At 56.4% G+C, this 26,579-nt stretch carries 23 protein-coding genes; 14 read left to right on the forward strand and 9 right to left on the reverse strand.

What is annotated here, in order from left to right; all coding sequences use genetic code 11:
- Positions 1-29: 29 nt before the first annotated feature.
- The 7 genes from Fuma_RS31840 to Fuma_RS31875 all read left to right on the forward strand — a co-directional run bounded on the left by Fuma_RS31840 (position 30) and on the right by Fuma_RS31875 (position 10,396).
- Positions 30-770 (forward strand): PP2C family protein-serine/threonine phosphatase, encoded by a 741-nt coding sequence (locus tag Fuma_RS31840; RefSeq protein WP_077027662.1) that lies wholly within the window; start codon positions 30-32, stop codon positions 768-770.
- Positions 771-966: 196 nt separating this feature from the next.
- Entirely contained in the window at positions 967-1,383 is a 417-nt protein-coding gene (locus tag Fuma_RS31845; RefSeq protein ID WP_077027663.1) for an SET domain-containing protein, read from the forward strand.
- 198 nt (positions 1,384-1,581) lie between these two features.
- Positions 1,582-2,649, forward strand: coding sequence for an Mrp/NBP35 family ATP-binding protein (locus Fuma_RS31850; protein ID WP_077027664.1), 1,068 nt, complete (start codon positions 1,582-1,584; stop codon positions 2,647-2,649).
- A gap of 3 nt (positions 2,650-2,652) precedes the next feature.
- Complete coding sequence (locus tag Fuma_RS31860; RefSeq protein ID WP_083732470.1) at positions 2,653-4,383, forward strand: SufS family cysteine desulfurase; 1,731 nt, start codon at positions 2,653-2,655, stop codon at positions 4,381-4,383.
- A gap of 296 nt (positions 4,384-4,679) precedes the next feature.
- Positions 4,680-6,884: a Calx-beta domain-containing protein gene (locus Fuma_RS31865; protein WP_077027665.1), complete on the forward strand. Its 2,205-nt coding sequence runs from the start codon at positions 4,680-4,682 to the stop codon at positions 6,882-6,884.
- A 42-nt stretch (positions 6,885-6,926) separates the two neighbouring features.
- Positions 6,927-9,485 carry a circularly permuted type 2 ATP-grasp protein gene (locus tag Fuma_RS31870; protein ID WP_077027666.1) on the forward strand — a complete coding sequence of 853 codons (2,559 nt, stop codon included), beginning with the start codon at positions 6,927-6,929 and terminating at the stop codon, positions 9,483-9,485.
- Positions 9,486-9,517: 32 nt separating this feature from the next.
- Positions 9,518-10,396: a transglutaminase family protein gene (locus tag Fuma_RS31875; RefSeq protein WP_077028688.1), complete on the forward strand. Its 879-nt coding sequence runs from the start codon at positions 9,518-9,520 to the stop codon at positions 10,394-10,396.
- 62 nt (positions 10,397-10,458) lie between these two features.
- Here the strand turns inward: Fuma_RS31875 and rpmA are convergent, their stop codons facing one another.
- From rpmA to Fuma_RS31890, 3 genes are all read right to left on the reverse strand, one after another.
- On the reverse strand, positions 10,459-10,713 hold the full coding sequence (gene rpmA / locus Fuma_RS31880) for a 50S ribosomal protein L27 (protein WP_077027667.1): 255 nt from the start codon (positions 10,711-10,713) through the stop codon (positions 10,459-10,461).
- A gap of 158 nt (positions 10,714-10,871) precedes the next feature.
- Entirely contained in the window at positions 10,872-11,984 is a 1,113-nt protein-coding gene (locus tag Fuma_RS31885) for a hypothetical protein (RefSeq protein ID WP_145944489.1), read from the reverse strand.
- A 281-nt stretch (positions 11,985-12,265) separates the two neighbouring features.
- A complete protein-coding gene (locus Fuma_RS31890) occupies positions 12,266-12,700 on the reverse strand; it encodes a YkgJ family cysteine cluster protein (protein ID WP_077027669.1) in 435 nt (144 codons plus the stop codon).
- Positions 12,701-12,786: 86 nt separating this feature from the next.
- On the opposite strand from Fuma_RS31890, the gene mobA reads away from it, so the two are divergent.
- Positions 12,787-13,464 (forward strand): molybdenum cofactor guanylyltransferase, encoded by a 678-nt coding sequence (mobA, locus tag Fuma_RS31895; protein WP_077027670.1) that lies wholly within the window; start codon positions 12,787-12,789, stop codon positions 13,462-13,464.
- Between the two features lie 85 nt (positions 13,465-13,549).
- Here mobA and Fuma_RS31900 read toward each other — a convergent pair whose 3' ends face one another.
- Positions 13,550-14,989, reverse strand: a complete 1,440-nt coding sequence (locus Fuma_RS31900) for a sigma-54 interaction domain-containing protein (protein ID WP_083732679.1) — start codon at positions 14,987-14,989, stop codon at positions 13,550-13,552.
- A 271-nt stretch (positions 14,990-15,260) separates the two neighbouring features.
- On the opposite strand from Fuma_RS31900, the gene Fuma_RS31905 reads away from it, so the two are divergent.
- Complete coding sequence (locus Fuma_RS31905) at positions 15,261-15,611, forward strand: hypothetical protein (protein WP_145944490.1); 351 nt, start codon at positions 15,261-15,263, stop codon at positions 15,609-15,611.
- A gap of 32 nt (positions 15,612-15,643) precedes the next feature.
- Here the strand turns inward: Fuma_RS31905 and Fuma_RS31910 are convergent, their stop codons facing one another.
- Together Fuma_RS31910 and Fuma_RS31915 are read right to left on the reverse strand one after the other, a co-directional pair.
- Entirely contained in the window at positions 15,644-16,204 is a 561-nt protein-coding gene (locus Fuma_RS31910; RefSeq protein WP_077027673.1) for a GNAT family N-acetyltransferase, read from the reverse strand.
- Positions 16,201-17,952: a CocE/NonD family hydrolase gene (locus tag Fuma_RS31915; protein WP_083732472.1), complete on the reverse strand. Its 1,752-nt coding sequence runs from the start codon at positions 17,950-17,952 to the stop codon at positions 16,201-16,203. The genes Fuma_RS31910 and Fuma_RS31915 overlap by 4 nt, the downstream gene beginning before the upstream one ends.
- A gap of 616 nt (positions 17,953-18,568) precedes the next feature.
- Here Fuma_RS31915 and nrfH point away from each other — a divergent pair.
- From nrfH to xseA, 5 genes are read left to right on the forward strand one after another with little or no spacing between them, the layout of a single operon-like run.
- On the forward strand, positions 18,569-19,093 hold the full coding sequence (nrfH, locus tag Fuma_RS31925; RefSeq protein WP_077027675.1) for a cytochrome c nitrite reductase small subunit: 525 nt from the start codon (positions 18,569-18,571) through the stop codon (positions 19,091-19,093).
- Positions 19,094-19,151: 58 nt separating this feature from the next.
- The gene (locus Fuma_RS31930; RefSeq protein WP_077027676.1) at positions 19,152-20,756 is read left to right on the forward strand and encodes an ammonia-forming cytochrome c nitrite reductase subunit c552; all 1,605 of its coding nucleotides are present in this window, start codon (positions 19,152-19,154) and stop codon (positions 20,754-20,756) included.
- A gap of 57 nt (positions 20,757-20,813) precedes the next feature.
- Positions 20,814-21,617 carry a 3-methyl-2-oxobutanoate hydroxymethyltransferase gene (panB, locus tag Fuma_RS31935; protein WP_077028690.1) on the forward strand — a complete coding sequence of 268 codons (804 nt, stop codon included), beginning with the start codon at positions 20,814-20,816 and terminating at the stop codon, positions 21,615-21,617.
- A 15-nt stretch (positions 21,618-21,632) separates the two neighbouring features.
- Complete coding sequence (locus Fuma_RS31940) at positions 21,633-22,448, forward strand: TerC family protein (RefSeq protein WP_077027677.1); 816 nt, start codon at positions 21,633-21,635, stop codon at positions 22,446-22,448.
- 5 nt (positions 22,449-22,453) lie between these two features.
- Entirely contained in the window at positions 22,454-23,653 is a 1,200-nt protein-coding gene (gene xseA, locus Fuma_RS31945; RefSeq protein ID WP_229360790.1) for an exodeoxyribonuclease VII large subunit, read from the forward strand.
- 60 nt (positions 23,654-23,713) lie between these two features.
- On the opposite strand, the gene Fuma_RS31950 is transcribed toward xseA, so the two are convergent.
- The 3 genes from Fuma_RS31950 to mtnA form a co-directional block, all read right to left on the reverse strand.
- A complete protein-coding gene (locus tag Fuma_RS31950; RefSeq protein ID WP_218922340.1) occupies positions 23,714-24,517 on the reverse strand; it encodes a glutaminyl-peptide cyclotransferase in 804 nt (267 codons plus the stop codon).
- A gap of 182 nt (positions 24,518-24,699) precedes the next feature.
- A complete protein-coding gene (locus Fuma_RS31955; protein ID WP_145944491.1) occupies positions 24,700-25,233 on the reverse strand; it encodes a hypothetical protein in 534 nt (177 codons plus the stop codon).
- A 217-nt stretch (positions 25,234-25,450) separates the two neighbouring features.
- Positions 25,451-26,512 carry an S-methyl-5-thioribose-1-phosphate isomerase gene (mtnA, locus tag Fuma_RS31960; RefSeq protein WP_077027681.1) on the reverse strand — a complete coding sequence of 354 codons (1,062 nt, stop codon included), beginning with the start codon at positions 26,510-26,512 and terminating at the stop codon, positions 25,451-25,453.
- Positions 26,513-26,579: the final 67 nt, after the last annotated feature.

A 26,579-nucleotide genomic window follows, 5' to 3' on the forward strand; every position in this document is an offset into this window, starting at 1 on the left:
CTCTCCGGCAGGCATCAGCGGACCATTTCATGCTCTCGATTCGTACAGGCCACGTCAGCATCACGGGGAACTTCCGTGAAAACAACGAAGACAATTACTACATCGACAATGACCAGCGGTTCTTTATCGTCGCTGACGGCATGGGCGGTCAGAATGCCGGCGAGAAAGCGAGTGCAATTGCCGTTGAGGTGATTCCTCGCGAATTGCAGCAGCTTTTGGATTTCTCTGGCGGACCGAAAGCGGCCACCGTGGAGGCAATTGACCGCGCGGTCGAGCAAGCCAACTCAGAAATCATGGCGCTTAGCGAAGTTGATCCCTCCGTCAGAAACATGGGCACTACCGTAGTGCTGCTTGTTCGCGCTGGAAACAATTTCTACATCGGGGGAGTTGGCGACAGCCGTGTGTATCAGCTTCGCAAGTCGAAGATGGAACAGCTGACCAAAGATCATTCGTTAACCCAGGCACTGCTGGAAGCCGGCACGATTAACGAGGAAGAAGCGAAGACGCATCGTTATCGCAACGTGCTGTATCGCTACCTTGGCACGAAGGACGGCGCGTCCGGCACAGAAGCAGTCGAAGTTCGGCCAACCGCTGGTGATCGTTACTTTCTGTGTTCGGATGGAATCACAGATGGCATTGATGACGACACCATTCAGAAACTGCTTTCCGCATCCGACGATCCTCAACAGGTCGCGGAGTCGCTGGTCAAGGCAGCTCAGGAAGGCGGTTCACGCGACAATATCACCGGCGTTGTGGTGATGGTCGACTGACGCCGTCGTTTTTATTATTGTTCCCTTGCGGGCATTCGGTTCGCAACGTTCCGCGAAGCGCTGCGGAGCAATAAGAAGCGTTCGGGCCACAAGCCAGGCTTTATGAATCGCCTCGCTTCTTCGCTTGCGGCACCAATGACGTTGGAACGCCCTCGTTACGTTGTCCTATTCCTGTTCAGGGAGCTCAGAAACTCTTATGCCGATTTACACGTCTCCTCACATTGAAGTGAAACAAACAAAGGGCAAAGGTCGAGGCGTCTTTGCACGGTCCTTCATTCCTGAAGGCACTGAGTTCGAACGCGTGCCTGTGATCGTCATGCCCGACGCTGAAGTGTTGGGGCCGGAGGGATCCGTGTTGGCCAACTACGTGTTCGAATGGGGCCGTGGCACGGTCGCAATGGCGCTTGGGTTTGGTTCGATGTATAACCACTCGTACTCTGCGAACGCTCGTTACGACGACGTCGGTCGGCAAACGAAGGTGTATACCGCGCTGCGAGACATTCTGCCTGGGGAAGAAATTACCATCAACTACAACGGTGATGAGAACGATATGTCGCCCGTTGGGTTTGAGGTGGATGAGGAAGTTCCGAGTCAGGAACCGGTGTCCGCTTAGTTGGCCGCTTCTGCGGGTTTATCAGGCTGAAGAAGATCGTGCGGCAGTTTCTCCCGGATGGACGAATTGGCTTAGTTCCCGAAATGGTGGCGTTGAACTGGCGGCTGCCCCGCGTACGATGCGGCGAGGACTTCAAAACCCTCAATATTCCGCAGGCATCCAGCAGACAGGCCGTCTGCCACAACGGGAACAGCGAGCATGGCATCGGTCGACGAAATCAGAAATCTGGCAGGACAGGCGATTGACCCGGAGATCGGCAAATCTTTGTCGGATCTTAGGATGATCGGCGATGTGAGTGCCGAAGGGCCGAACGTCGAAGTTGTCGTGGAATTGCCAACGCCCGCCTATCCGAATCCTGACCGCCTGAAAACGCTGATCGAAGATCAGGTCGCTGCGGCTCTGGCTGATGGTCAGACCGTCACCACAAAGCTGACTTCTCGTGTCCGCGGGAAAGATGCCGGCGGACGCATCGGCCTGAAAATCCACAACATTATCGCTGTGGGCAGCGGCAAAGGCGGCGTCGGCAAAAGCACGGTCGCGGCCGCCCTTGCGTGCGGTCTGCATTCGTTTGGCTGTAAAGTCGGTCTGATGGATGCTGACGTCTACGGTCCCAGCATCCCGCATATGCTGGGCGCCGGCGGTCAGCCCGGCGCCACCGAACAGCAGGGCGGCGAAGGCCAAAAAGTCATGCGGATGGAGCCAATTGATGTCGACGGTATGAAGCTGATGTCGATGGGGTTCTTTATCGAACAGGGACAGTCCGTTGTCTGGCGCGGTCCGATGCTGCACAAAGCGTTGACTCAGTTCCTGAAGGACACGCAGTGGGGCGAACTGGATTATTTAATCATTGACCTACCGCCAGGCACGGGCGATGTTTCACTCACGCTGTCGCAGCAGGTGGGACTTGCCGGAGCTGTCATCGTCTGCACTCCGCAGCAGGTTGCGTTGCTGGACGCCATCAAAGCGGTCGATATGTATCAGAAAGTCAATGTGCCGGTCCTGGGCTTCGTTGAAAACATGACGGGCGATATCTTCGGCCGCGGCGGCGCGAAGAAAGTTGCCGAAGAATTGAAGCTGCCGTTCCTCGGCGAAGTGCCGATTGACGCCTGTATTCGTGAATATGGCGATGCGGGTAAAATGATGGCATTGCTGCAGGAAGAGAATTCGGCCCGGGATTCACTGCGAGCCGTCTGCCAGAACGTCGCCATGCAGGTGGCTAGAAATCTGATCGAAACACCAGCGGCACCGACACTGGAAATTTTGTAGGCCATGTTTGTCACGCTTGAAGAAATCTACGAGGAATTCGAGGACCTTGATCCGCGAGATCAGTCGCAATATCTTCTGGAGCTGGGTTACGACCTTCCGCGCTTCGCACCGGGACAAAAGCGAGACTGCGACCTGGTGCACGGCTGCCAAAGCCAGGTGTGGCTGACGGCAGAAACGGGCAGTGGCGATGACCCCAAGGTCATGTTGCACGCCGACAGTGATGCGGAAATCGTGCGTGGCCTGATTGCAATTCTGCTGGCGGCCTACGACGAAAAAACGGCCAGCGAAATTCTCTCTTTTCCGATCACGGAAGTGTTCGACCGGCTGCACCTCAAGCAGTACATTTCTCCGCAGCGGCATAATGGACTGCAGGGGATGGTCGATCGGATCAGGGGCATCGCCGCCAGTCATGCCCCAGCGGGCTCGTCGCAGTCGCCGACGGTGGTTATGGGGTCCCAGGAGCCCAACAGCGCAGGCGGCGAAGGCGCGGTCAAGCCGTCGCGAGCGTTCAATGTCGAATCCGTGCGGTCGGAATTCCCGACGCTAAATCAAACGCTCGACGGCGGCATGCAGCCTGTTTTTCTGGACAGCGGCGCGAGTGCTCAGAAACCGCAGCTGGTCATCGACAAAGAACGCGAAGTCGAGGAACAATACTACGCGAACGCTCATCGAGGACGCTACAGTTTTGGGGCTCGCGTTGATGAAGAACTGGACGCCGCCCGCGATCGCATTGCTGGCTTCATTAATTCGGAAACGTCGGCTCAGGTGGCCTTCACGGCAGGGACGACCGCCACGTTGAACATGATTGCCGCAGGCTGGGGAGGCCGGTTTCTAAAGTCGGGTGATGAAATCCTTATCACCGAAATGGAACATCATGCCAACATCGTGCCATGGCAGCAGCTGGCAATCCGAACTCGCGCGACACTGCGTTACATACCGCTAACGCCCGACGGTCGTTTGGACATGGATCGCCTGGATGAGGTGCTGACAGCAAAGACGAAAGTGCTGGCTGTGACCGCGATGTCGAACGTTCTGGGGACGGTCACTCCGATTGCTGAACTGGCAGCTCGCGCTCATGATGTCGGAGCGATCATCTGCATCGATGCGGCTCAAAGCGTGCCGCACATGGCGACAGATGTTCAGAGCGACGATATCGACTTCCTGGTTTTTTCCGGCCACAAAATCTACGGTCCGACCGGCGTTGGTGTGCTGTACGGAAAGGCCGAACGGCTGGATGAAATGGACCCCATTCTGTTCGGCGGTCACATGATTGACCGCGTCTACAAAGATCATTCGACGTTTGCGGCGGCACCTGCGAAGTTCGAAGCTGGTACGCTTCCAATTGTTCAGGCGATCGCTGTGGGGACGGCCGTGGAATGGGTTCAGGGGCTGGGTGTGGCGGCCATTCATCAGCACGAGCAGTTGTTGTTGGAATCGGCATACTCGCAATTGAGTCAGATTCCGGGAATGACGATTTACGGCCCCGATGTTTCGCACCGCGGCGCCATTCTAAGTTTCCGTATGGCGGACGTGCATCCTGAAGACCTGGCGGCGATATTGGACCGTCGCGGCGTGATGACTCGCCACGGTCATCACTGCACAATGCCGCTGCACGACCTGCTGGGTGTTAGTGCGACGACTCGTGCGAGCTTCGCGGCGTACAACACAGCAGCTGATGTAACGGCGTTGGTTGAGGCGATCGAATTCGCTCGTCGAACGCTGCGAGTTGCCTGAAGCTGGCAACTCGTGGAAATTACAGCAAAAGTACCGGCAAAACGCGCTTCTGCGCGCGACGCAACCGCGTATTTCCACTACAACGTGGATTCAACGATTGAGCCAGATTCGGAAGCGGTAAGCCTTGGGAGAAATTAGGCTAGCCGGTAGTTAGATTGTTTACTTTGATACGTCGACATTGCTACGTTCCGAAGGTTCTTCATTCAAATTTCCAGCGGTGCCCGTGTCCGCTTTTCGGTAGTCAATCGCCGGAAGTATAAATGCGACTGTGGTTGGCCGAGTCAGGAAGGAATCAAATGCGCGATATTCTGAAGTCGTTTATGTCCAACGGTTTACAGCTTACAGGACAAGGTTCTTTACGGCGTCGGCGAAGCGGTTACAAGACGGCTGCAGACGGCTTCGAAAATGCCGCCTGTGAGCGACTGGAAGACCGCGCTCTGCTGGCAGCACAGAACATCCTGTCCGATGCGCCGGTCAAACAGGTTGCGGCTGGTGAGACTGTAGATATTCCAATCGTCTATCAGACCACCGACGACAATGGCGCAGGCGTCGCATTAAGAGCCAGTCTGATCGATTTCAACCTTCACTTTGATGCCGACGCGTTGACCTTCGTTGAGGTCATCAACGTCTTCCAGGAAGGTCTGCAAGGCGGTTCAATTCAGACGCTTACTGAGTCAAAATCAGACAACGACGCGGCCACAGACACTGTTCTGAAGGCTCGGTACACCGACACGGACGCGGCTCAGGACGCTGGTTGGCCCAACAGTCACGGAAACAACGGCCGCACTTTGTATGTCGCCCGCTTTACTGCGAAGGCAGGTTTCTCAGGAACCTCAATTAACTTTACGGACAACGAAACCGGGGCCATCACTGGTCAGTCCGGCACATTCGACTTTTCGGCCGCATCGCTGATTTTACAGGCTCCATCGGGCCCGACAATCTCCATTTCAAATGCCAGCGCAGTTAGTGAAGGTGGCAACGCCGTCTTCAATGTCACGCTTAGTGCCGCGATGGCCACCGCAGTCACAGTCAATTATTCGACAGTTGACGGAGACGGCCCCACCGGTGCTTTAGCCGGTGAGGACTACACCGCTAAAACCGACCAGACACTCACGTTTGCTCCGGGCGAAACACAGAAACAGATCACGATTGCGACCACGGACGACGCTTTGGTGGAAGCAACCGAAACATTTGACGTGACGTTGTCGAATGCCAGTGGCGTATCGATTGGCAATGCCACGGCGCAAGGCACGATCACTGACAACGATGATCCACTGCCTCGTATTTCCGCCATCAACGCCTTGCCCGTGACCGAGGGCGAAGTCGCGACATTCACAGTGAGGTTAAACGTTGCCGCAGATAGTGCGGTGACCGTGAAATACCGAACAGCGGACGGCAATGGGCCTTCAGGCGCGACTGATGGGGTGGACCTGACAGCGATTTCCAATCAAACACTGACTTTTGCGGCGGGTGAGACCGAAAAGACGGTGACTGTGACAACATTGGACGACGACAATCCGGAACCGGCCGAAACATTCGAGTTGCAGTTCTTCGATTCTGTTGGTGCAACGATCGCTACACCGGCCGCAATTGGCACAATTAACGACAACGATGCCGCTTTGCCTTCTCTGTCGATCTCCGATGCTGCGGCGGTCGCCGAAGGATCCGATGCCGTCTTCACTGTCACGCTTAGTGAAGCGGCTGCCAGCGATGTGACCGTACGCTATTCCACCGCCAACGGCGCAGGACCTACAGGGGCAGTTGCGGGGGCCGATTTTTCGGGCCACACAAATACACAGCTAACGTTTACGCCAGGTGAAACCTCAAAGACCATCACGATCACCACCGTAGACGACACGCTTCCTGAATCGAACGAAACGTTTTCGGTAGTGCTGTCCGGGGCCGGTGGAGCAGTGATCGGCACAGCAACAGCTACTGGTACGATCAACGATAACGACGGTGGCGGCAATCAGGGCAACGGGAATGTTGACGGCGACAGCGACTTTGACGCCAGCGACGCATTCATGATTCATCTTGTGAAGCTCTCCGGCACGAATACGCAGATTGATCAAAGCAAGGGAAGCAGCCCTCTGACGGCCGCTCAGATCCGCGCCAATATTGATCAACTCGGACTGGCGGCAGATGTCGACGGCAATGGTGCCTTCAACGCCAGCGATTCGTTTCTGATTCAGTTGGTCAAGCTTTCCGGTACCAACACTCAGATTGACCAGTCCAAAGGCAGCAGTGCTTTGACGGCCGCTCAGATTCGAGCCAACGTCGACAGTCTGGGCAACTCCGCATCAGGTTCCTCATCACGAGTTGCGGCTGTACGGGCGAGTTTCGGGGTGTCTTCGTCGGCTCAGTCAGAACAGGACGATCTTTTCGATGATTCGTCATCTGCTGCGACAGCAACTGCTATTGCGACCCCTGATGCTGGAAGTTCCGACGATCTCGCATCCGACGTGTGGGGCGAATTTCGATCGTGGATCGATACCATCTAATTACGCTGGACTCTGCTGACAAAAACCGGTCACTCACTTTCAATGTCACAAACTCAGACGCAAGCGTCGCCGCAGAAGCTATTTGCCAACTATGCGCCGCCGGCTGGAGTTTATGATGAAGCCGTGGTCGGCGTGGGGCAGCCACGTCCCGAATGGAAAGCCGCGATCGCGCACATCGAGTCGATGGGCGAGGCCGATTTGCGGAAGCGATGGCAGCAGGCTCAGTCGCACATTCAACGCGACGGCATTACGTTCAACCCACACGACAAAGATGGACTGGTGTCGCGGCCATGGACTCTGGACGCGATTCCCATGGTGTTGTCCGATGTCGAATGGACAGCGCTGACAGAGCGGTTAAGTCAGCGCGCTCGCGTGCTGGAAGCACTGCTGGCTGACCTCTTCGGCGAGCAGGTTTTGCTGAAGGAAAAAATTCTTCCGCCGAGTCTGCTGTTCGGTCACCCGGGCTGGTACCCCGCTTATCAAAACCTGTACAACGCTGATCAGCGATACCTGACGTACTGCGTGACAGATCTGGCTCGAGCTCCCGACGGTGTCTGGTGGGCGACCGGAGATCGTACTCGTTCGCCTTTTGGTCTCGGCTATCTGCTGGAGAATCGGGTCATCACGTCACGAATGCTGTCGAACGTGTTTCGTCAACTGCCCGTTCAGCGTCTTGCCGGATTCTACGCGACTTTGAAGGATCAGCTGCGGCAGCTGGCTCCTCGGTTTAAGGACAATCCGCGGATTGTGATGTGGACCAAGGGGCCGCAGAGTAAATCGTACTTCGAAGATTCCTATCTGGCTCGCTACCTGGGTTACACGCTGGCGGAAGGCGACGACCTTGCTGTGCGGGACAATCGTGTGCAGTTGCTAACGCTGGGAGGGCTGCTCCCCGTCGAAGTGTTGCTGCGCCGGCTGGACGACGACGATTGTGATTCGGTCGAACTGAATCCCAATTCAACCAGTGGCATATCGTCGATGCTGGACGTGGTGCGGATGGGGCGAGTTGCCGTGGCGAATGCGATGGGCAGTCGTCTGGCCGAATCGCCCGTATTTCTGCCCTTCCTTCCAGCCATCGCCAAGCGGTTGTTGGGCGAAGAGCTGCAGATGCCTTCCGTTGCTACATGGTGGTGTGCTGAAGCGAAGGCACGCAGCTATGTGATTGACAATCTGCCTCGCATGCAGATTCGAGCCGCGTTTCGCATGACGGACGATCCGCCGATCGTGGGGCACTCGCTGTCAGAGAAGCAGCGGCAGGACGTTATTGCGAAGATTAACGCCAATCCGCAGCACTACGTCGGTCAGGAAACTGTCGCGCGTTCGACCACGCCGGTGCTGACAGACGACGGTGTCGCGCCATGGTACGTGGGTTTGCGAACCTACGTTGTCGCTCGAAAGGACGGCTATCAGGCGTTGCCGGGGGGGCTGGCACGAGTGTCCGCAGATTCGGACAGCCTGAACTTCACAATGACCGCCGGCGAACGCAGCCAGGACGTTTGGGTGCTGTCAGACAAAGAAGTCGATACCACCTCGCTTCTGGAACCCTCGACAACTCAGGTAGAACCAAGGCGCAGTGGAGCTGAACTTCCCAGCCGAGTGGCTGACAACTTTTTCTGGTTAGGGCGGCATGCGGAACGAGCGGAGCAAACGGCTCGCCTACTTCAGACGCTCTTTGACAGTCTGGAATCGGAAGACACCAACGGGCCGGAAAACACGCCGCTGCTGAGGGTTCTGGCCAGCCAGCGACAGATCGACCCGGTGCTGGCCGATCCAAGTGGCGACGTCGCGTTCTCGGACGTGATGCAGGCACTGCCGGAAGCGATGCTTGATGGAAAACGTTCGATGTCACTGCGTTCGTCTGTGAACAACGCCGTGCGTACCACCAGGCGAGTGCGCGACCGGATTTCGATCGACATGTGGCGAGCGGTGGACCGACTGAACAGTGAATTTCTGCACGCATCTCGGGGTGAGATACGGTTTGTGGATGAATCCGAACTGTTGGAGAACACGCTCGCATCGCTATCCAGTTTCGCAGGCCTGGTCGACGAGGGAATGACGCGGACGCTGGGCTGGAGATTTCTGGATTTGGGTCGCCGCATCGAACGAAGTTGGCAAACCGCGTCGATGTTGAAGAGTTTCTTTGGTGACCATCGCAGCGACGATGCAGAAACGCTGGAAGCTTTGCTCACAGTGACCGGCAGCCTGATGACTTATCGCAGTCGATATCTGTCGACGTTTCAGATCCCTGTGGTGCTGGATCTTCTGATCACCGATACGTCGAACCCGCGTTCGATCATTTACCAGTTGAACCGTATCAACGAGCATCTGGAAGCGATGCCCGGGAATGATACGCGAGCCCTGCCGACAACCGAGCAAAAGCTGGGAATGTCGATGGCAAACAGTGTGCGACTTGCGGACGTCTACGAAATCAGTCAAATGGACCGCGCCAACAGCCGGACGGCGCTTAAGAAGCTGCTGAAGCGGCTTGATGAGCAGCTTCCTAAACTCTCCGATGCTCTTAGCGGTCGGTTTTTGATCCATGCTGGCCTGCCGCGCCATTTTGGTTCGTCGGAAGAAAGCTACGGTCGTCACATTCAGTGACGCACCCGGTGATGCGAAATCTGAAGTTCCGAATGCAATACAAAATTACTCACACAACCAGCTATCGCTATTCCAGCCCGGTCAGTATCTGCCACAACGTCGTCATGCTCACGCCGCAGCCGACGCAGTATTTGCAGGTGCAGAGTCATCGGCTGAATATTGTCCCATCGCCGGGTGAGACCACTGATCGCGTTGATATGTTCGGCAACACGGCGACGCGATTTGCTCTTGAGCAAAGTCATTCGCAACTGTCGATCACCGCCACCAGTCGAGTCACCGTGTTGCCTCGGCAACTTCCCGCCCTTGAAGCGTCGCAAACCTGTGGTCAGGTGCAGGCCGCCGTTAACGACCGCACGGACCCGAACTGGCTATCCGTCGTCCCGTTTCTGTACGATTCGCCGCGAATTCAGCGGACCTCAGAATTCGCAGGCTATGCGGCAACTTTGGTTGAACCTCAACGGCCAATTCTGGCGGCCATGACCAGTCTGAACCATCAGATCTACACCGACTTCAAGTACGACAAAAACGCAACCAAAGTCGATACTCCTACGAAGACGGCTTTTGACGGGCGTCACGGCGTTTGTCAGGACTTCGCTCACGTCGGCGTGGCGTGTCTGCGGTCGTTGAACCTGCCAGCCCGCTACGTAAGCGGCTACCTTCGCACGCATCCGCCGGAAGGCAAAGAACGTCTCGTCGGTGCCGACCAGTCGCATGCCTGGTTTTCGGTCTACTGCGGCAGTGACCTTGGCTGGGTCGATTTTGACCCGACCAACGACTGTTTGTGCGGCATCGACCATATTCCGATCGCCGTCGGCCGTGATTACAGCGACGTCGTGCCGATCAAGGGCGTGTTTCTCGGCGGCGGAGATCCTGTGCTAAGCGTCAGCGTGGACGTCGCACCGATCGAATGAAAAAAGCCCGGCATTGTCAAAATGCCGGGCTTCTGGATGTTTCGTTGGTTCGGCAAGCCGAATCAGTTGCTCTCAACCGGGACGATATTGATGCGTCGACCTTTTTGGTCGAACGCAACTTCGCCGTCGCACAGAGCGAACAGCGTGTAGTCACGACCAGTCCCGACGTTGCGGCCGGCATGCCATTTGGTGCCACATTGGCGAGCCAAAATGTTGCCTGCAAGGACGGATTCCCCGCCAAATTTCTTGATGCCTCGCCGCTGCGCGTTGGAATCGCGTCCGTTGCGGCTGGAACCCTGTCCCTTCTTATGAGCCATTACTGCAAGCTCCAATTATTTCTGATATCTGAATGCATTGAAAATTGACGGCCGTCCGACCAAAGCCGGAAGCGGCGAATTCTGACGGATATCCTTGATAAATCAAGGGGGTTCCGTCGCTTTTGCGAAGCGTTCTCAGCCTTCGAACCCAAATTTGTCTACTGAGCAGCCGGCTGAGTGGCCACTTTGTTCTTTGCATTCCTGAGAATACTGTCGTACTCAGGAACCGTAATGTTGGCTTTCGGGCGTGGCTGGTATTCCCACATCGGCCAGGAAAGCTCAGGCAGCTCACCAGCCGCCTCCATTTCCTGAAACTGGGCTCGCAGGCGATTGACAAATGCGGGGGCTGGTCGATTTGCCGGATAGGTCGACGCGCCGGAGTCCGTATCGACGACGATGTCGCCGTTTGTTTTCAGCCGAGCTTTGTCGATCAGGCGGAATTCATTTTCCTGCTGATTGAACTCATCGCCGGGCCGTCCAAACTTCTGCACGATGACTTTGTGCTCCACAACCGTGCTCCCATCCGCGTTTTGCAAGACGCGATAGGCGTTTGAAAAGCCTGTCATCATGACGGTGAAGTAGTCAGTGGTCGGGTCAACATTTCTCCACACTGCGACGCCGTACAACGCCTTGCTTAATTCGTCCGGATCAGAGTCCGACACTGTTTCGGTGACTTCGGTAATCGCCTGCACGCTGTTCATTAGCTGCAAATTCTCAGCTCGATTGCGGAATTCACGAGCCAGGACATTGCGCTGGATTTCGAGGTTCACTTCATCGACGTAGGTTTGCTGGTTTCCGGCATCGTCCGTGCGAAGGATGAAACGCGGAAGCAGCAACGGGGCACGCGTTGGTGGTTCGAGCTGATTTTGTGGCAATAAATTCGGGTCGCTCAGTTTCTTGACAAGGTCGTCACGACTGTCGCCAGCCAGTTCGGTCGGGTCACGCGGGATCACTCGGTACACCATGTACCACACGAGCTCTTTGCTGCGTTCGCCGGTTTGAGGGTTGGTGACGTCCATACGACGATAACGTACGGGCTTGAATTGGACTTCCGCGATCCGCAGATCCGGGTATCCCGGTCCCAATAGTGGCTCGCCTTCGGCCCGCGTTTTTTGAGAACCCAGCAGCTCGTCGACCGTCATTGAGATTGACGACGTTCGCACAAATCCGGTGTCCAGCGGAGCTCGAATCAGCTGTCCCTGAGCCAGTTGCGATGTGGCCAGCACGCTGACGGTCATCGCGACGGTACAGCTCAGTTGTGAAAATGACATCTTGACGGCCATTGAAGCAAACCTCAGAACGAGACGTCAGCAGGCGGCGGCAAATTCTGCCGGATCGCGACTGGCGAACTCACTAGTTCCCGGAACACAAATCCAGACGGCCATCCTGACGGTGGCAATCTTTGAAGCAGCGACGCCGTGATTTCTGTTGTTGCTTGCAACAGGTCTGAAAACACGGTTCGCTATGTATGCTCCATCGTCCGTCCGGCCCGGCTAAAATCAAGGATATTCAAAGGCCAGGCGAATCCGGGTAAGGGTTTTTTGCGTATCAATCAGATTTTGACTTTCGCAGCCCGTTCTTCCACCTCTTCGATGCTGAAAAATGCGCCTTGTCCGGCTCCGGGGCATTCTTCGCAGACTTCGTCCCACTTCTCACGCGATTCGAGATTCGACGTCCAGAACGGCCATGTGCGGCATTGCATGGGACGCACGGGGTACACTTTGCAGTGACGTTTTTCCGCGTCGAAGAACGTGCAATCGCCGTTTTGGTACTCCGTCAGCGACACGCGACCACGCAACATCCGCGTGTGAAAAAGTCGAATTTCGCCGACCGGTTTATCCAGATAATCGGCAATTTCCTTAATTTCAGGCTCAGACACCCAAACCACACCGGGGGCTCCCGTGCAGCACTTGCCGCATTGCGTGCAGGTGAAGTTGAGGCCGTCCTGGTACCACGGCTCAGCCGTTTCGGACGATTGTTCTGTCATCAGATTTTCTCTATGAAGCGCGGCGAAACGGCGGCCGCAGCGGGCGTCAGGGCGCAGGGAACGAATTCAGGACAGCGGAGTGTAGCGTGTCGACCCGCTTTTACGACAACATTGAACCGACCGACGCAGTTCCACGGGGCAAATTTGCGGCCATCGTGTTGTGTGGCGGTCGTTCGCAGCGGATGGGAACCGACAAGGCGTCGATCCGACTCGGCGACGAAACATTTCTTCACCGCACCTGCCGCGTGATCGACGATGTCGCTGCACCGGTGATCGTGATCGCCAATCCAACGCAGGCCCTGCCGACGCTGCCCGCTCAGATCACTGTCGTGCTGGACAAATTTCCGAACGAAGGGCCGTTGGGCGGATTGCTGACGGGGCTGACCTTCCTGAATGACCAACGCAAGCTCGAGGCCGCGGAAACCTGTGGCGTCTTTCTGAGCGGTTGCGACACGCCGTTGGTAAACGCCAATGTGATTGCTGAAATGCAGCGGCGATTTCTCACTCTCGAGCCGTCCGTCGATGCGCTGGTGGTGGTTCACGAAAGCCGTCGCCAGCCTCTGCACGCTATCTATCGACGAAGCATTGCAACACAGGCTGCGGCATCGTTTGAACGCGGTGAACGTTCTTTGCAGAAACTACTGCAGGGGCTGAACGTTGTTGAGGTGCCGGTTAGTGAGTTGGCTGCACTGGATCCGGACCTGTTGTTCCTGAAAAACATTAACACGCCGGAAGACCTGGCGGCTGCGAGATCGCTGTTGTAGGCGAGTTGCAGCGCCTAATGCTCGCCGTGATTTTGCTGTGTTCGAGCGACGTCTCCCGCACTGAATTGCGGAGGGACAGACTGCCTCACTTCGACATTTGCATCATGCCGTACTTCTTCATTTTGTTGTACAGCGTCACTCGGCTGATGCCCAATTGCTCCGCAGTTTTTGTGCGGCTGAAGCGGTTGTTCAGCAATGCCTGTTCGATCATCTGCTTCTCTGTAAGTTCCATGCGATTGCCAAGCGATTCGCTGGGAAGCTGGCTGGCCAATGCTGCGATTTCGGATTCCTCAGATGAACCGCCTGCGTTCGTCTCATCAACATGACCTGCCAGCACGTTCGGGGGGAGAGTGTCGGCAGTCAGGATGCCCTGCTGAGAATAAATGACGGCGCTGCGAATTGCATTTTCCATTTCTCGTACGTTTCCCGGCCACGGGTATCTCACTAAAGCGGCGATGAACGCGTCATCAATTTTGTTGATCGTAATGCTGTGACTGGCCGCATGCAGATTTACGAAATGGCGGGCCAGTGGCTCAATATCCGGCAACCGACTGCGCAACGGCGGAATTACGAACGATAGCGTGTTCAGGCGGTAGTACAGGTCAGCTCGGAAACGGCCACTGTTCACTAACGGCTGCAGCTCAACATTGCTTGCGGCGATGATTCGAGCGGCCACTTTGTTCGTTGCGTTTGAGCCGACTGGTTCAAACAGGCCGTCTTCAATCACGCGCAGGAGCTTGACTTGCTGTTCGGGTGTGAGGACGTCGATTTCGTCCAGCAGAATGGTTCCTCGTCCTGCCGCCAGAAATTTGCCTTCTTTGTCTGCATGAGCACTCGTGAATGCGCCCTTCACGTGGCCGAACAATTCGCTTTCGATCAGTTCGCCGGGCAGAGCTCCGCAGGCCACGGTGAGAAGTGGTTCGTCGCGGCGCGACGAGCTTTCATGGATCATGCGTGCAAGATGCGTCTTGCCGGAACCGGTCTCGCCGATCAGCAGAATCGTCACGTCATGTCGAGCGGCGACTTCCAGTCGTTTGAGAATCTGTTGAAGCGCCGGCGTGCGCGTGCGACATTTTTCGGCGATCGAAGGTTGCTCGATCTGATCGTTCCGCACGCCATTGGCTTCCTTCGCATGAACCGATGTGAAGCCCGTCAACAGACTTTCGGCACACTTCAATATGGCGGAGCCGTTTTCGCCGGGTAGCTTGCATTCAACCAGAGCGACACGCCCCTGCAGTTCGACGGGGATGCGATCTTCTGTCAATTCGCCCGGCGCCGTGAGCACGATCAGCTTTGTCGTCTCAACATTTTGCCCCAGCGCCCACGCTCGGTTGAAGCGCTGAGCGTTCGCGTGACGCAGGTCCAGTAGAGCAAGAGCGGGACGGTGCAATTGCACCATTTGGCTGGCTTCTGCCAGGGAATAACTTTCCAGCAGGCGAAAGCGGCTGGCCAGCCGCGTGCCTATGTTGCGCAGCAGGTCGGGCTGACTGCTGCACAGAACAAGTAAATCAACAGAATCCATCATGGCACCTAAACCAGTCTTCAACGTGAGTGCAGGAATACCTTTACAAACGCGATGCCGGTTGATGAATTTTTGTACAAACCGCTTGAAAGGCTGCCGTTTGTAGTTTTGGCGCTCACTCTTTGCGTTGTCGTTTGGCAACAAATGTTGCGGCGACGCCGCAGCTTCCGTCCGTTCTGCTTGCACGACCTAAGCCGCGAATTGATGCGGTGCATGAAATGTGTATGCTTTTCAGTCGCGCAACAACCCACCTCGCAATCGATTCGGTGCAAATATGTACCCTTCCAAACGCAGCCTGCTGCTTCCCATCGCGTTGATCACCGTCGGTGTTGGCTGGCTGCTGTCGACATTGGGTGTCATCCCAACCGTCAATTGGGTCTGGACGCTAGGACTTGCTGCAGTCGGTTTTGTCACTTTTGTGCTCGGTGGAATCGACAAAGCAACGGTGGTAATCGGGCCGTTCTTCATTCTGGCGGCATGCCTGTCCGTGCTTCGGCAGACCGGTCGCCTGGCGGTCGACGTGGAAGTGCCTATTCTTGTGATCGCCGCTGGCGTCCTGATGCTGGTTGCCCGCAGTGCAGCGATTCCGGTGCCAGCGTGGGTTGTCAGCAAACCGCCAGAGTGACCTCTAACTGGCAATCGGAAACCGCCTCGCAGTTACGATACGGCTTTCCATTCGTGCTGCAGCAACGCATAGACGTAGTCATCGATCCACTTTTCTTCGTGTCGCATGACGTGCACAAAGTGAGCTTCTCGACGCATTCCGATGCGTTCCAGTAGGCGAATGGATCGTTCGTTGCGAACGTCTACGTTGGCAATGATGCGGTGCAGATCAAGCGTCTTAAAACCATACTGCAGCACAGCGTTCACAACCTTCGTGGCAAACCCGCGTCGGCAATAATCGGGGTGGAAGGAAAAGCCGATCTCACCCTGCCCGTTTTCGATGCTGTGTATCGTTAGTTGAACTTCGCCAATTAATTTTTGTTCGGGAACAAGTTCCACAGCCAGCATCAACGCCACGCCCGGATCGCCTGGCTGAATTTCTGCTTGTGAACAGAGCGTGGCTTCGACGAAGTCGCTATTCCACGGACCCCAAATTTCGAATTCGGAAACGGAAGGGAGCGAATACAGTTCCAGTAGATCGGCCGCGTCGTCTGCCTTGAGGCGGCGGATGCGGAGTTCGTCCACATCCATCGGCAGCGATGGCGAGTCCGTCATGGGACTGACTTCACAACCGTGGCGATGATTCTTGAGGCGTGCGTCGCACTGTGGTGGAGCGTGTTGGTTGCTTTGACGGCATCGTCCGGGAATTCGATCGTCAACGGTTTGCCGGTTTGCGGGTTTGGTTCATAGAAAGGTGCCCCCGTGCTGGCGACGGTGACTCGAATGCGATGCCCTTTGTTGAAGATCTGGCTCAACCATCCCACAGGAAACGCCAGCTTGTATACTTCACCCGGCTTCAGCAACGCTTCGTGATCGAAACCTTCACGGTAACGAGCTCGCAACGGATAGCCGACGATCAGGATCGACCGACCATCGGGATACACATCGCTGATGCGGACGATGAAGTCGGTGTCCCGCGCCGTTGAAGAAACGAACAGTTCTGCCTGCGCACGACCGGTCCATTCAATGGGGTGTGTTAGCGGCTCACTTGTGAACGTGAGGACCTGAGATTGCTGTTCAAACGGACGAGCGTCTCTTGCACCGGGAAACGCTCGGCCAGGTATCTGCATTGGATTGAGTGGATCACTTTCGTAACTGGTAGAACTGTTGGTCGAAGCCGGTGTCTCAGTTTTTAGCTCTCCATCTTGCTGCAGATAAAACGATACCTCATCGGCGGCGGGAGGAAAGTCGTCTGCCGCTCTCCATTCGTTACCCGGCGAACCCGGTTCACCGACGGCACCCATCACGTAGTATCGAACGTTTGGCTCGGTGTCGACGCCGTTGTCTTTGCCCTTCATAAAGTGATCGAACCACTTCACCATATAGTCTTCGGCAGGCCACGCCGCGTTTTCGGGGTAAGTGAGTTCTCCGACTTTGTGGCCCTTGTTTAGCCGACCGTGCAGCCACGGACCGATCACCAGTTGCTGCTTGCCGCGCGAATCCTGACCGCCGCGATGTTGACGACCCTGAAAGCTGGCGATGGAGCCCTGGTTCATGAAGTCGTACCAGCTTCCCGTGGTGAAGCAAGGCACGTTCATTTTGTCGAAGTGCAGTGTGCAGTCTTCTGCCTGCCAGTACTCATCGTAGTTTGGATGTTTGAACCATTCGGCCATCAGCCGGCGATTGTCGGCCGGATCACGGCAGACGCCATCCATCCCCTTGAAGCGTTCGGGGCGAGTTGTCCCGCCAATTCGATAGCCTTCCTGAAAAAGACTCAGGCCAGTGTCCGTCATGTGCTGGCAAACAAGGTGAGGCGGCTGAGTGACCGCCAGGTAGTTCTGAGCGTAGCCGCCCTGAGAACTGCCAAAGGTTCCCACTTTGCCGGTGCTCCACTTTTGTGTTCCCAGCCATTCGCACGTGTCGTAGCCATCCTGCAGTTCGCCCCATTGCAGAGCTCGATAGCCCACATAGTGACCTTCCGAAAGCTGCGTGCCGCGAAAGTTGACCAACGCCACAACGTAGCCCGCTCGCGCCAGCTTTGCTGCGGCCAGGCGAGTCGACTTGCCTCGAACGCTGGCGTAGCGTTGTTCGAAAACTACCGGCCACGGACCATCACCGACGGGAAAATACAAATACGCAGACAGCGACTTGCCATCGCGCATCGGAATCATTTGATGCTTTTCGCTTACGCCCGGCAGGTCGAGTTCGTCCTGACCGTTTGCCGGCTGTGCACTGGAGATCGCACAGGTGAGACACAGTGTCACACATAGCCAAGTGAGCCGGCTGCGTCGGAACGCCGGTGTCGTGCGCCGCGGAACGTCGGGGTTGGGAAACAGGTCGTGAGCTTTAGACAAGGCAGGCATTGCGCGGAGACTCCAATGGCAAGTAAGTCAGGAGGGTGTGGTTGGCCAATTGTTTCGGATCGCAATCCAAAGCACAACTGGCTGCACTGCAGAACCCGATATCGCAGTGCGGCAATGCAGGAATGGCGACACGCTTCCTGGCTTGCGCGACTTGAGTCGCTACTCGCGATCGTCTTGCTTCGGTTTAGTTCGCGTCCAGCACCAGGCAAGTGTGCGGTAGTAGCAGAAATCGCACACCAGACACTTTCTCAGCAGGAACCAATGATACCAGCGATGTCCCGACTTACTCTTTCGAAAGAAATTACTGCGTCCGCAATGTTTGCAATCCATCGTCTTTGTTGGCCCACGATGATTCAGTTCGGCAGTCCTGGCTGCTTCCGTTACAAGATGAGTTATAACATCGACGCGGTGGCGATCAAAACAAGGCACCGTTGTCCGACTCGCATGCGACGAACTGATTCGGACGATAGCGACTCGAATGAGAATCGCTTTGTTAAAAACCGTAAGTAACGGTGAAACTGCGCCGATATCTACGGACGGTTTCGTGACTTGTGCTATGCTCCGAACAGCCGTCGAGCTTTCGTTCTCACTCTTTACATTTCTACGGGGGCCCGCAATGCCAGCGCATGATGCCGGCACTGAATTGCCATCCAGTGACAGCCAACCGGCACCCACAGAAAAGCGATCTTCTCGATTTGGGAATGGTGCGATTGTGTTCGCCGTGTTCCTGGGAATCCTTTCCGGGCTTGGGACCTTTACGTTCGGCTACGGCAAAGGGGCCAGTTACTTGAGTAACAATCCGCAGTCGTGTGTGAACTGTCATGCGATGCAGGATCACATGGATTCGTGGCAGCAAAGCAGCCATCATCACGTCGCTGTTTGCAATGATTGTCACCTGCCGCACGACTTTGTGGGCAAGTGGGTGACGAAGGCGGACAACGGCTTCTTTCATTCGCTGGCGTTCACGTTTGGTGGATACAAAGACCCGATTCAGATTAAGCCTCGCAATCGACGGGTCACGCAAGGTACGTGCATCTCCTGTCACGGAGACCTGGTGCATCCATTGCTTCCCGCCGTGAACGGTCAGGATATGCTCAAGTGTGTGCATTGCCACACGGATGTCGGTCACGCCGGTCGCTAACTGACGACGACGACCCTCGGTTTTCGTTTACCTCGCTAAGTTTCAGCAGTACCAACACATGACAACTTCAAGCAACAAACGCAGTTTTGGCTGGCTGGCATTACTCACGGGACTCGTGGCCGCCACGACGATTGGGATCGTCGCATTGCTGATCAACATCTTCGAAAGAAAACAGGAAGCGCGAACGCCGTTTGCGAAGGTTGTTGTGGTTAATGAAATCAGCACCGACCCCAAGCCCTGGGGCCTGAATTTTCCGCAGCAGTATGAGGACTATCTCAAGACGGTCGACGACGACTACACCGACTTCGGCGGCAACCATGCTCTTCCACCCAGCAAGCTGGAAGAGCACCCGTGGCTAAAGCGGTTATTCGCCGGTTACGCGTTCAGCATTGATTACCGTGAGGCCCGCGGGCATGCTCACATGCTGGCCGATCAGGAGGTCACAAAACGAGTCACCGACGTACAACAGGCTGGCGCGTGTCTGCATTGTCATGCATCGATCATCCCCACCTATCGACGCATTGGCATGGAGCAACTCGGGCAGGATGTCACCGCGAAGACGCTTGGCGAATCGTATAATCATGACGCTGTCATGGCTGGGTTTAAGGCCGTCAGCCAACGGACGTACGAAGAAGTCCACGCGGAGCTTGAAAAGACGCCGGACCATTTCCAAAGCGGCGAGTCGGATGATCCGCACGCTCACATGGGAAGCGCGCATCCGGTTTCCTGCATCGACTGTCACGATCCGGATACGATGGCCATCCGCGTGACTCGGCCAGGTTTCATTCTGGGCATCAACAAGCTGGCCCACAGTGACGATCCAGTACCGCACCTGCCCAGCATCAAGAAATGGCGTGATGAAGGAGCTAAGGGCATGTACGACCCGAACCTTCATGCCACCCGCCAGGAACTGCGATCATTCGTGTGTGGTCAGTGTCACGTCGAATACTACTGTGCGAACAAAATGACTTTGACGTTTCCGTGGAGTAACGGGCTGAAAGTCGAAGATCTGGAAGCCGAATGGGACAACACTGAATTCCCCGCCGACGAAGAAGGCACTGCAGGCGGGAAATTCTATGACTATGTGCATAAGGAAACCGGCACCAAAGTTTATAAAGCCCAACATCCGGAATTTGAGTTGTGGAGTCAGGGTATTCACGCGAGTGCAGGTGTGAGTTGTGCTGACTGCCACATGCCGTACGAGAAAACCGGGGCTACTAAGACGAGTAGCCACTGGGTTCGCAGCCCCATGTTGAACATCAACAAAGCGTGCCAGACGTGTCACAACGTTCCCGAACAGGAACTGAAGGAACGAGTGGACGTGATTCAAAACCGAACGCGATCGCTGATTGACCGATCGGCCGCCGGCGTGACGGAGATGTTCGACGCAATCATGGCCGTTCAGAAAAACGGTGCCACCGAAGACGAGCTGCAACCGATTCGAGACCTGCAGCGCAAAGCGATGTGGAGACTCGACTATATCGCCAGCGAAAACAGTAAAGGATTTCACGCCAGTCAGGAATCTGCACGTATTCTGGCCGAATCGATCGACTATAGCCGGCAAGCCATTGCGAAATGCTACCAGCTTGGTACGAAACCGGATTCAGCACCCGCAAAGCCGAAAGCCGATGCGTCAACAGACAGTGACGCGGCAGACGAGTGAGAAATTGCGGGGGCTGGTTCCCGCATCGCACCGTCAACGGTTTTGGAAAGTGTATTCGTGAGTGACAAACCAGTTCGCAAAGTCACGGTTCCCAGGTTCCTGCAGGCGGCCGAAAAGGGTGAGCGCCTGTCGATGGTGACGGCCTACGACCATATGTGGGCCGGAATCATGGACGAGGCAGGCGTCGACAGCATTCTGGTTGGCGACAGTCTGAGCATGGTGGTGCAGGGGCACAACAGCACGCTGCCGGTGACTCTGGACGAAATGATCTATCACGGTCGAATCGTCATGCGGGCAGTTCGGCGAGCCTTGGTGGTCGTCGACATGCCGTTTATGTCGTATCAGGTCAGCACGGAAGAAGCCGTTCGCAACGCTGGTCGCATCATGAAGGAAACCGGGGCTGACGCGGTCAAGCTGGAAGGCGGCGCGATTCAGTTTGACACCATCCAGGCCATCATGCGTGCCGAAATTCCTGTGATGGCTCATGTCGGCATGAGACCTCAGGCCGTTCGACAATTGGGAGGCATGGGGAAAGTCCAACGCGACGAACAGCAGCTTCTGGAAGACGCTCAAGCCGCAGAAGCCGCCGGCGCGTTCTCCATTGTGCTGGAACTGGTTCCCGCCGACATTGCTGGCAGAATTACCAAGGCCGTGTCCATACCGACCATCGGTATTGGAGCCGGCCCGCATTGCAGCGGCCAGGTTCTGGTAGGGCCGGACATGCTGGGGCTGACACCGGACTTCAAACCGCGATTTCTGAAACATTACGCGAATTTGCGACAGGACGCTCTGGCCGCTGTCCGCCAGTACATCGGGGAAGTACAAAGTGGCGAATTTCCGGCCGATGAACACTGTCATTGATATTCGGTAAGCAACATGGAAGCTGTTATCGCGCTGCTCGCACTGACTCTGATGGAGATCGTGCTGGGCATCGACAACATTATCTTCATTACGATCCTGACCGACCGCCTGCCGGAAGATCAGCAGCCTTTGGCTCGACGACTGGGGCTGGGGCTGGCGATGCTTTCCCGCATCGCCTTGCTGTCTGTGATCAGCTACGTCATCCGGTTGAAGTCGGGCCTGATCACTCTGACGGCCCTTGGTATCCCGAGCGGCTGGTTGCAGGCGCTGGCGGGTGAAGACTGGACCGTGGTCAATGAAATTTCCGGTCGCGACATCATTCTGTTGCTGGGCGGGCTGTTTCTGATCCGGCACAGCGTGAAGGAAATTCACGAACAGCTCGAAGGTGATCCCGAGCACGACGCTCAACTGGCCGCCGGCCGTACCTTCGCCAGCGTGCTGATCAACATCACCGTGATGGACATCATCTTCTCGCTCGATTCCGTCATTACTGCCGTCGGGATGACAGAAAATCTGACCGTGATGATTACTGCCGTGGTGCTTTCCGTGATCGTCATGATGGCGTTTGCAGGCCGGATCAGCCGCTTCGTTAAGAAGCATCCGACTCTTAAGATGCTGGCTCTTAGTTTTCTGATTCTGATTGGAGTGATGCTCGTGGCAGAAGCAGCGGGGACTCACGTGAACAAAGGCTACATCTATTTTGCGATGGCGTTTTCACTGATGGTCGAAGCGCTGAATATTCGTCTGCGTTCGAAAAGTGACAGTGGTCCCCCGAACACCGAACAGGCGGCCTCCATTTCTTCTGACATTCCGTCCGCAGAGAACTCATGAGCGGCATGCCCACAATATCGGTGACGGAGCTGGTCACCGCGTTTAAGGAAATTGTCGAAAGCACGCTGCCGCCGGTTTGTGTAGAAGCCGAAATTTCTAATTGCAAACGTTCAGCGGCAGGTCACGTCTATCTGACGCTAAAGGATGAGAACTCCGAAATCGGAGCCGTCATCTGGCGGTCAACTGCTGAGCGGCTAAAGTTTCGTCCGAAAGACGGCCTGCAGGTATTGGCGACCGGTTCGCTGCAGGTGTATGTCGCTCGTGGCACCTGCCAGTTCATCATTACAAAGCTGCAGCCGCAGGGAGTCGGCGAACTGGAGTTGGCGTTACGTCAGCTGAAAGAAAAACTGGAATTAGAAGGCTTGTTCGCGCCGGAACGAAAGCGATCTTTGCCTCGCTTTCCCAGACGCATCGCACTGGTGACAAGCCCCACGTCGGCGGCGGTGAAGGACATGATCCAGGTGATGACACGGCGCTGGCCGTCGGTCAATCTGATCATTGTGCCGGTTCCTGTTCAGGGCGATCAGGCCGCGCCGCGGATTGCTGCCGGGCTACGGGCGGCTGCGAAAATTCCGGATGTGGATGTGATCATCACCGGTCGTGGGGGCGGAAGTTTGGAAGACCTGTGGCCGTTTAACGAAGAAGGTGTGGCTCGGGCGATTGCGGCGAGTCCAATTCCGGTGGTCAGTGCTGTCGGGCATGAGATCGACGTGTCGATTGCAGACCTCGTGGCGGATCGTCGAGCACTCACGCCCAGTGAAGCGGGCGAATTGGTGGTGCCGTCCGCCGATGAATTTCGCCAGGATCTGCGCAACACGGCGTCTCGCATTTACCGAGTACTCACGGGGCGCGTCGAACGTCTGCGGCTGACGCTGCAGGCGATCGAATCTCGCAGCATTTTCCAACGCCCCACAACTTTGATCGACGAACGTCGGCAACGCTGCGATGACCTTGGTGCATCCGCTGAGCGAGCGATGCGATTGAAGGTTGAGCGGTTGAATCAGCAGCTGGCCACAACGGCCGCCGCGCTGGACGCACTTAGTCCAATCAAAGTGCTGGCTCGCGGCTATTCGCTGACGACAAAAGCCGATGGCATACTGATTCGTTCAGTTGCGGATGTGGCTGAGGGAACCGAACTCGAAACTCGCCTGCCGGACGGAATGGTTCGTAGTGAGGTAATCGCGGTCGCGACGAGCGAACCTTGATCCCGACAAGCAAAGCGTTCTTTCAGTGACCCGCGACATCCGCCGCCGGGGCTCGCCGGATCAAAATTCGATTTCGTACAGCGTCGGCCAGTTTTTGCCTGTGACAAACAGTCGCTTACTGGCAGCGTCCCACGCAATGCCATTTAAGGCCGCTTCACGCGACAGACCTCGCGGGCGAAGAGGCTTTAATTCCAGCCAACCGATCACGCGACCGGTTTCGGGATCGATGCGGGCGATTCGATCGCTGTACCACACATTGGCAAAGATCTCACCGTTCACGAATTCCAGCTCATTCAGTTTCGAAACAGCTCGTCGACCATCGGTCACTCGCAGACGCCGCACCGCTTGAAACGTTTCGGGGTTAACGAAGCGCAGGATCGGTGAACCGTCGCTGATGATCAGATGAGTTCCGTCGTGAGTGATCCCCCAGCCTTCACGCAGGCTGGAATCGATACTTCGCAGACGAACAGTTCCCGTACGTTCGAACGTGTCTGCGTTGTAAGTGATTAGGTAGCCGTTGCGCCACGTAAGTTGAATGATCGTGTCCTTCCAGACGGTCACACCTTCGCCAAAAATTTCGCCGGGCAATGGCACGTTGACGGACGGTTTGCCGGTTTCCAGATCGACCTGCATCAATCGCGACTGGTTGTAGTGCCCGGTACCTTCAATAAGGTTTCCCTTGTGAACGACCAGGCCCTGGCAGAACGATGACGGATCGTGAGGGAACTCATTCACGACGCGAACACGCTGCACAGGCGCGGCGGCCGACGAATCTGAAGATAGAAACACGGACGCGGCGATTGTCACGGCGACGGCCAGCACAGCAATCGGCATAAATCGTCTCCATCCTTTGGGCGACGTCATGATGGAATCTTTAGGAAACCGGAAAACCTGAACAGTCTCCGCCAGCGGGGCGAACGGCCAATCATAGAGGAGTTTCACTGAGCCGAAAAGAGGCATTGTGTCGCCAGAGGCAGCTCGCCACTCTCACCAAGGTCGGGGATCTGCCGGCGTTGATCGTCCGGTCGTCAGGCGGGCAAGCCCAATTAATCGCGGCCGGAAAACAGAGCGCCCGTAACCACGATGCACGCGACGATTGCCACAGCGAAAGTCGTCGCCGAAGGGCCATTGGAAGATTCGGTGGCCGCGTTTCGTGAAAACTTGCCGGCCTGGCTTAGTTCCCACGCACTGGGGACCGCCTGAAACCTGACGACTCGTGGTGCCGTGCCTGTTTCAACCTGCCACTCGGCCAGTGGCGTTTCTTTTTCCAGATCCGGCAAGGCGATTTCGCCCGGGGGAGGAACTTCGTCGTCTGTCGAGTCGTTAACTGGAAGAAGTTTTTCTGTGTCGGGCGATTCAGCAGCGACCGCGGGCTCATCCGTTGTTGGGACGTCGTCCTCTTGCTCTTTTTCGCCGTCGTCCTTGTTCTTGTCGGTGCGGTATTCCATGTTCCACAGATCGGAACGGAACGCCGTCAGCTCTTCGGCATCGGGGTCTGTGGCGACAGCAATGGCCGTCATCAATACGGTCAGCAGCGTCAACCGGCCGACGTGCATAACTGCATTATTGAAATTTGCCATTCGCCTATCCTGCTGTTCCGCACCTCGGTGCCTGCCCCATAAAACGAGGCCAGGCGACAACCTGAATACTAAGCCATCAGGATATCAAAAGGTAGAAAACGCTGGCATGCGCGCGTATTTCGGTGTTTCTCTTTTGCAACAGTGTGGCGCGATCGGTGGCCGCGGATGACGGCGAAAGTTGTGGTATGCGTGAATGTTGATGACTTCGATGCCAACTTCAGGCGATCGCGTCTTCTGCAAGGTGTGCCGCAATCAGTTCGCGATTCGGGCGTTGCACGACGCCGCGTTCCGTGATGATTGCGGTGATCAGATCTGCCGGAGTCACATCGAACGCGGGATTGTAGACGTCCACGCCTTCGGGCACCGTCTGTCGGCCGAATCCTTCAGCGACCTCTTCGCGACTGCGTTGTTCGATCGGGATTTTGTCGCCCGTACTCAGGCTTAGGTCAAACGTACTGGACGGAGCCGCGACGTAGAAAGGAATGCCGTGCGCCTTCGCCAGCAACGCCACGCCGTAGGTGCCGATCTTATTGGCGGCGTCACCATTGGCCGCGATGCGATCCGCGCCCGTCACCACCGCGTGGATGCGGTCTTCTTTCATCACCTGAGCGGCCATGTTGTCGCAGATGACGGTGACGGGAATCCCGCGTTGTTGCAGTTCCCACGCGGTCAACCGAGCTCCCTGTAGTAGCGGACGAGTTTCGTCGGCATAGACGCGGATGGATTTACCGGCCGCCGCGGCAGCAAACATCACAGACAACGCGGTTCCGTCGCCTCCGGTGGCTAGTCCGCCGGCGTTGCAATGAGTCAGCACGCCCGTGCCGGACTTCAGAAGTTCGCTACCATGTCGCCCGATCGCCGCACACATCTCGCGATCCTGAACGTGGATGCGGCGAGCTTCTTCCAGCAGTCGGTCGTGCATGGCCAGCGATGCCAGCGAAGATTCCTTCAGCGCCAAAGCCGACATGCGGTCCAGGGCCCAGAACAGGTTCACGGCGGTTGGCCGGCTGCTGGCCAGGTATTTTACAACCTCAGTCAGCTTTTTGTTGAAGTCCTGACGACTGGCCTCGCGGAGTTCCCGAGTCCCCACGACAACTCCGTAAGCCGCCGCTACTCCGATTGCAGGAGCTCCCCGCACGCGCAGCATTTTGATCGCTTCCCACACGCCTTCGACGGTCCAGCAATCGATTTCCTTGAATTCCGTCGGCAACAGTGTCTGGTCGATCATGCACAGCGACCCGGTTGCGTCGCCTTTCCAGTGCAAGGTTTGATATTCCATCGAATGCGGTTTCCGTGGTGAAAACGATTTCCGGGGTGCAGAGACGGTTGCTCGTCGCAGTGGTTTC

Origin of the sequence: Fuerstiella marisgermanici, assembly GCF_001983935.1 — a bacterium.
In the GTDB taxonomy this organism is placed as follows: domain Bacteria; phylum Planctomycetota; class Planctomycetia; order Planctomycetales; family Planctomycetaceae; genus Fuerstiella; species Fuerstiella marisgermanici.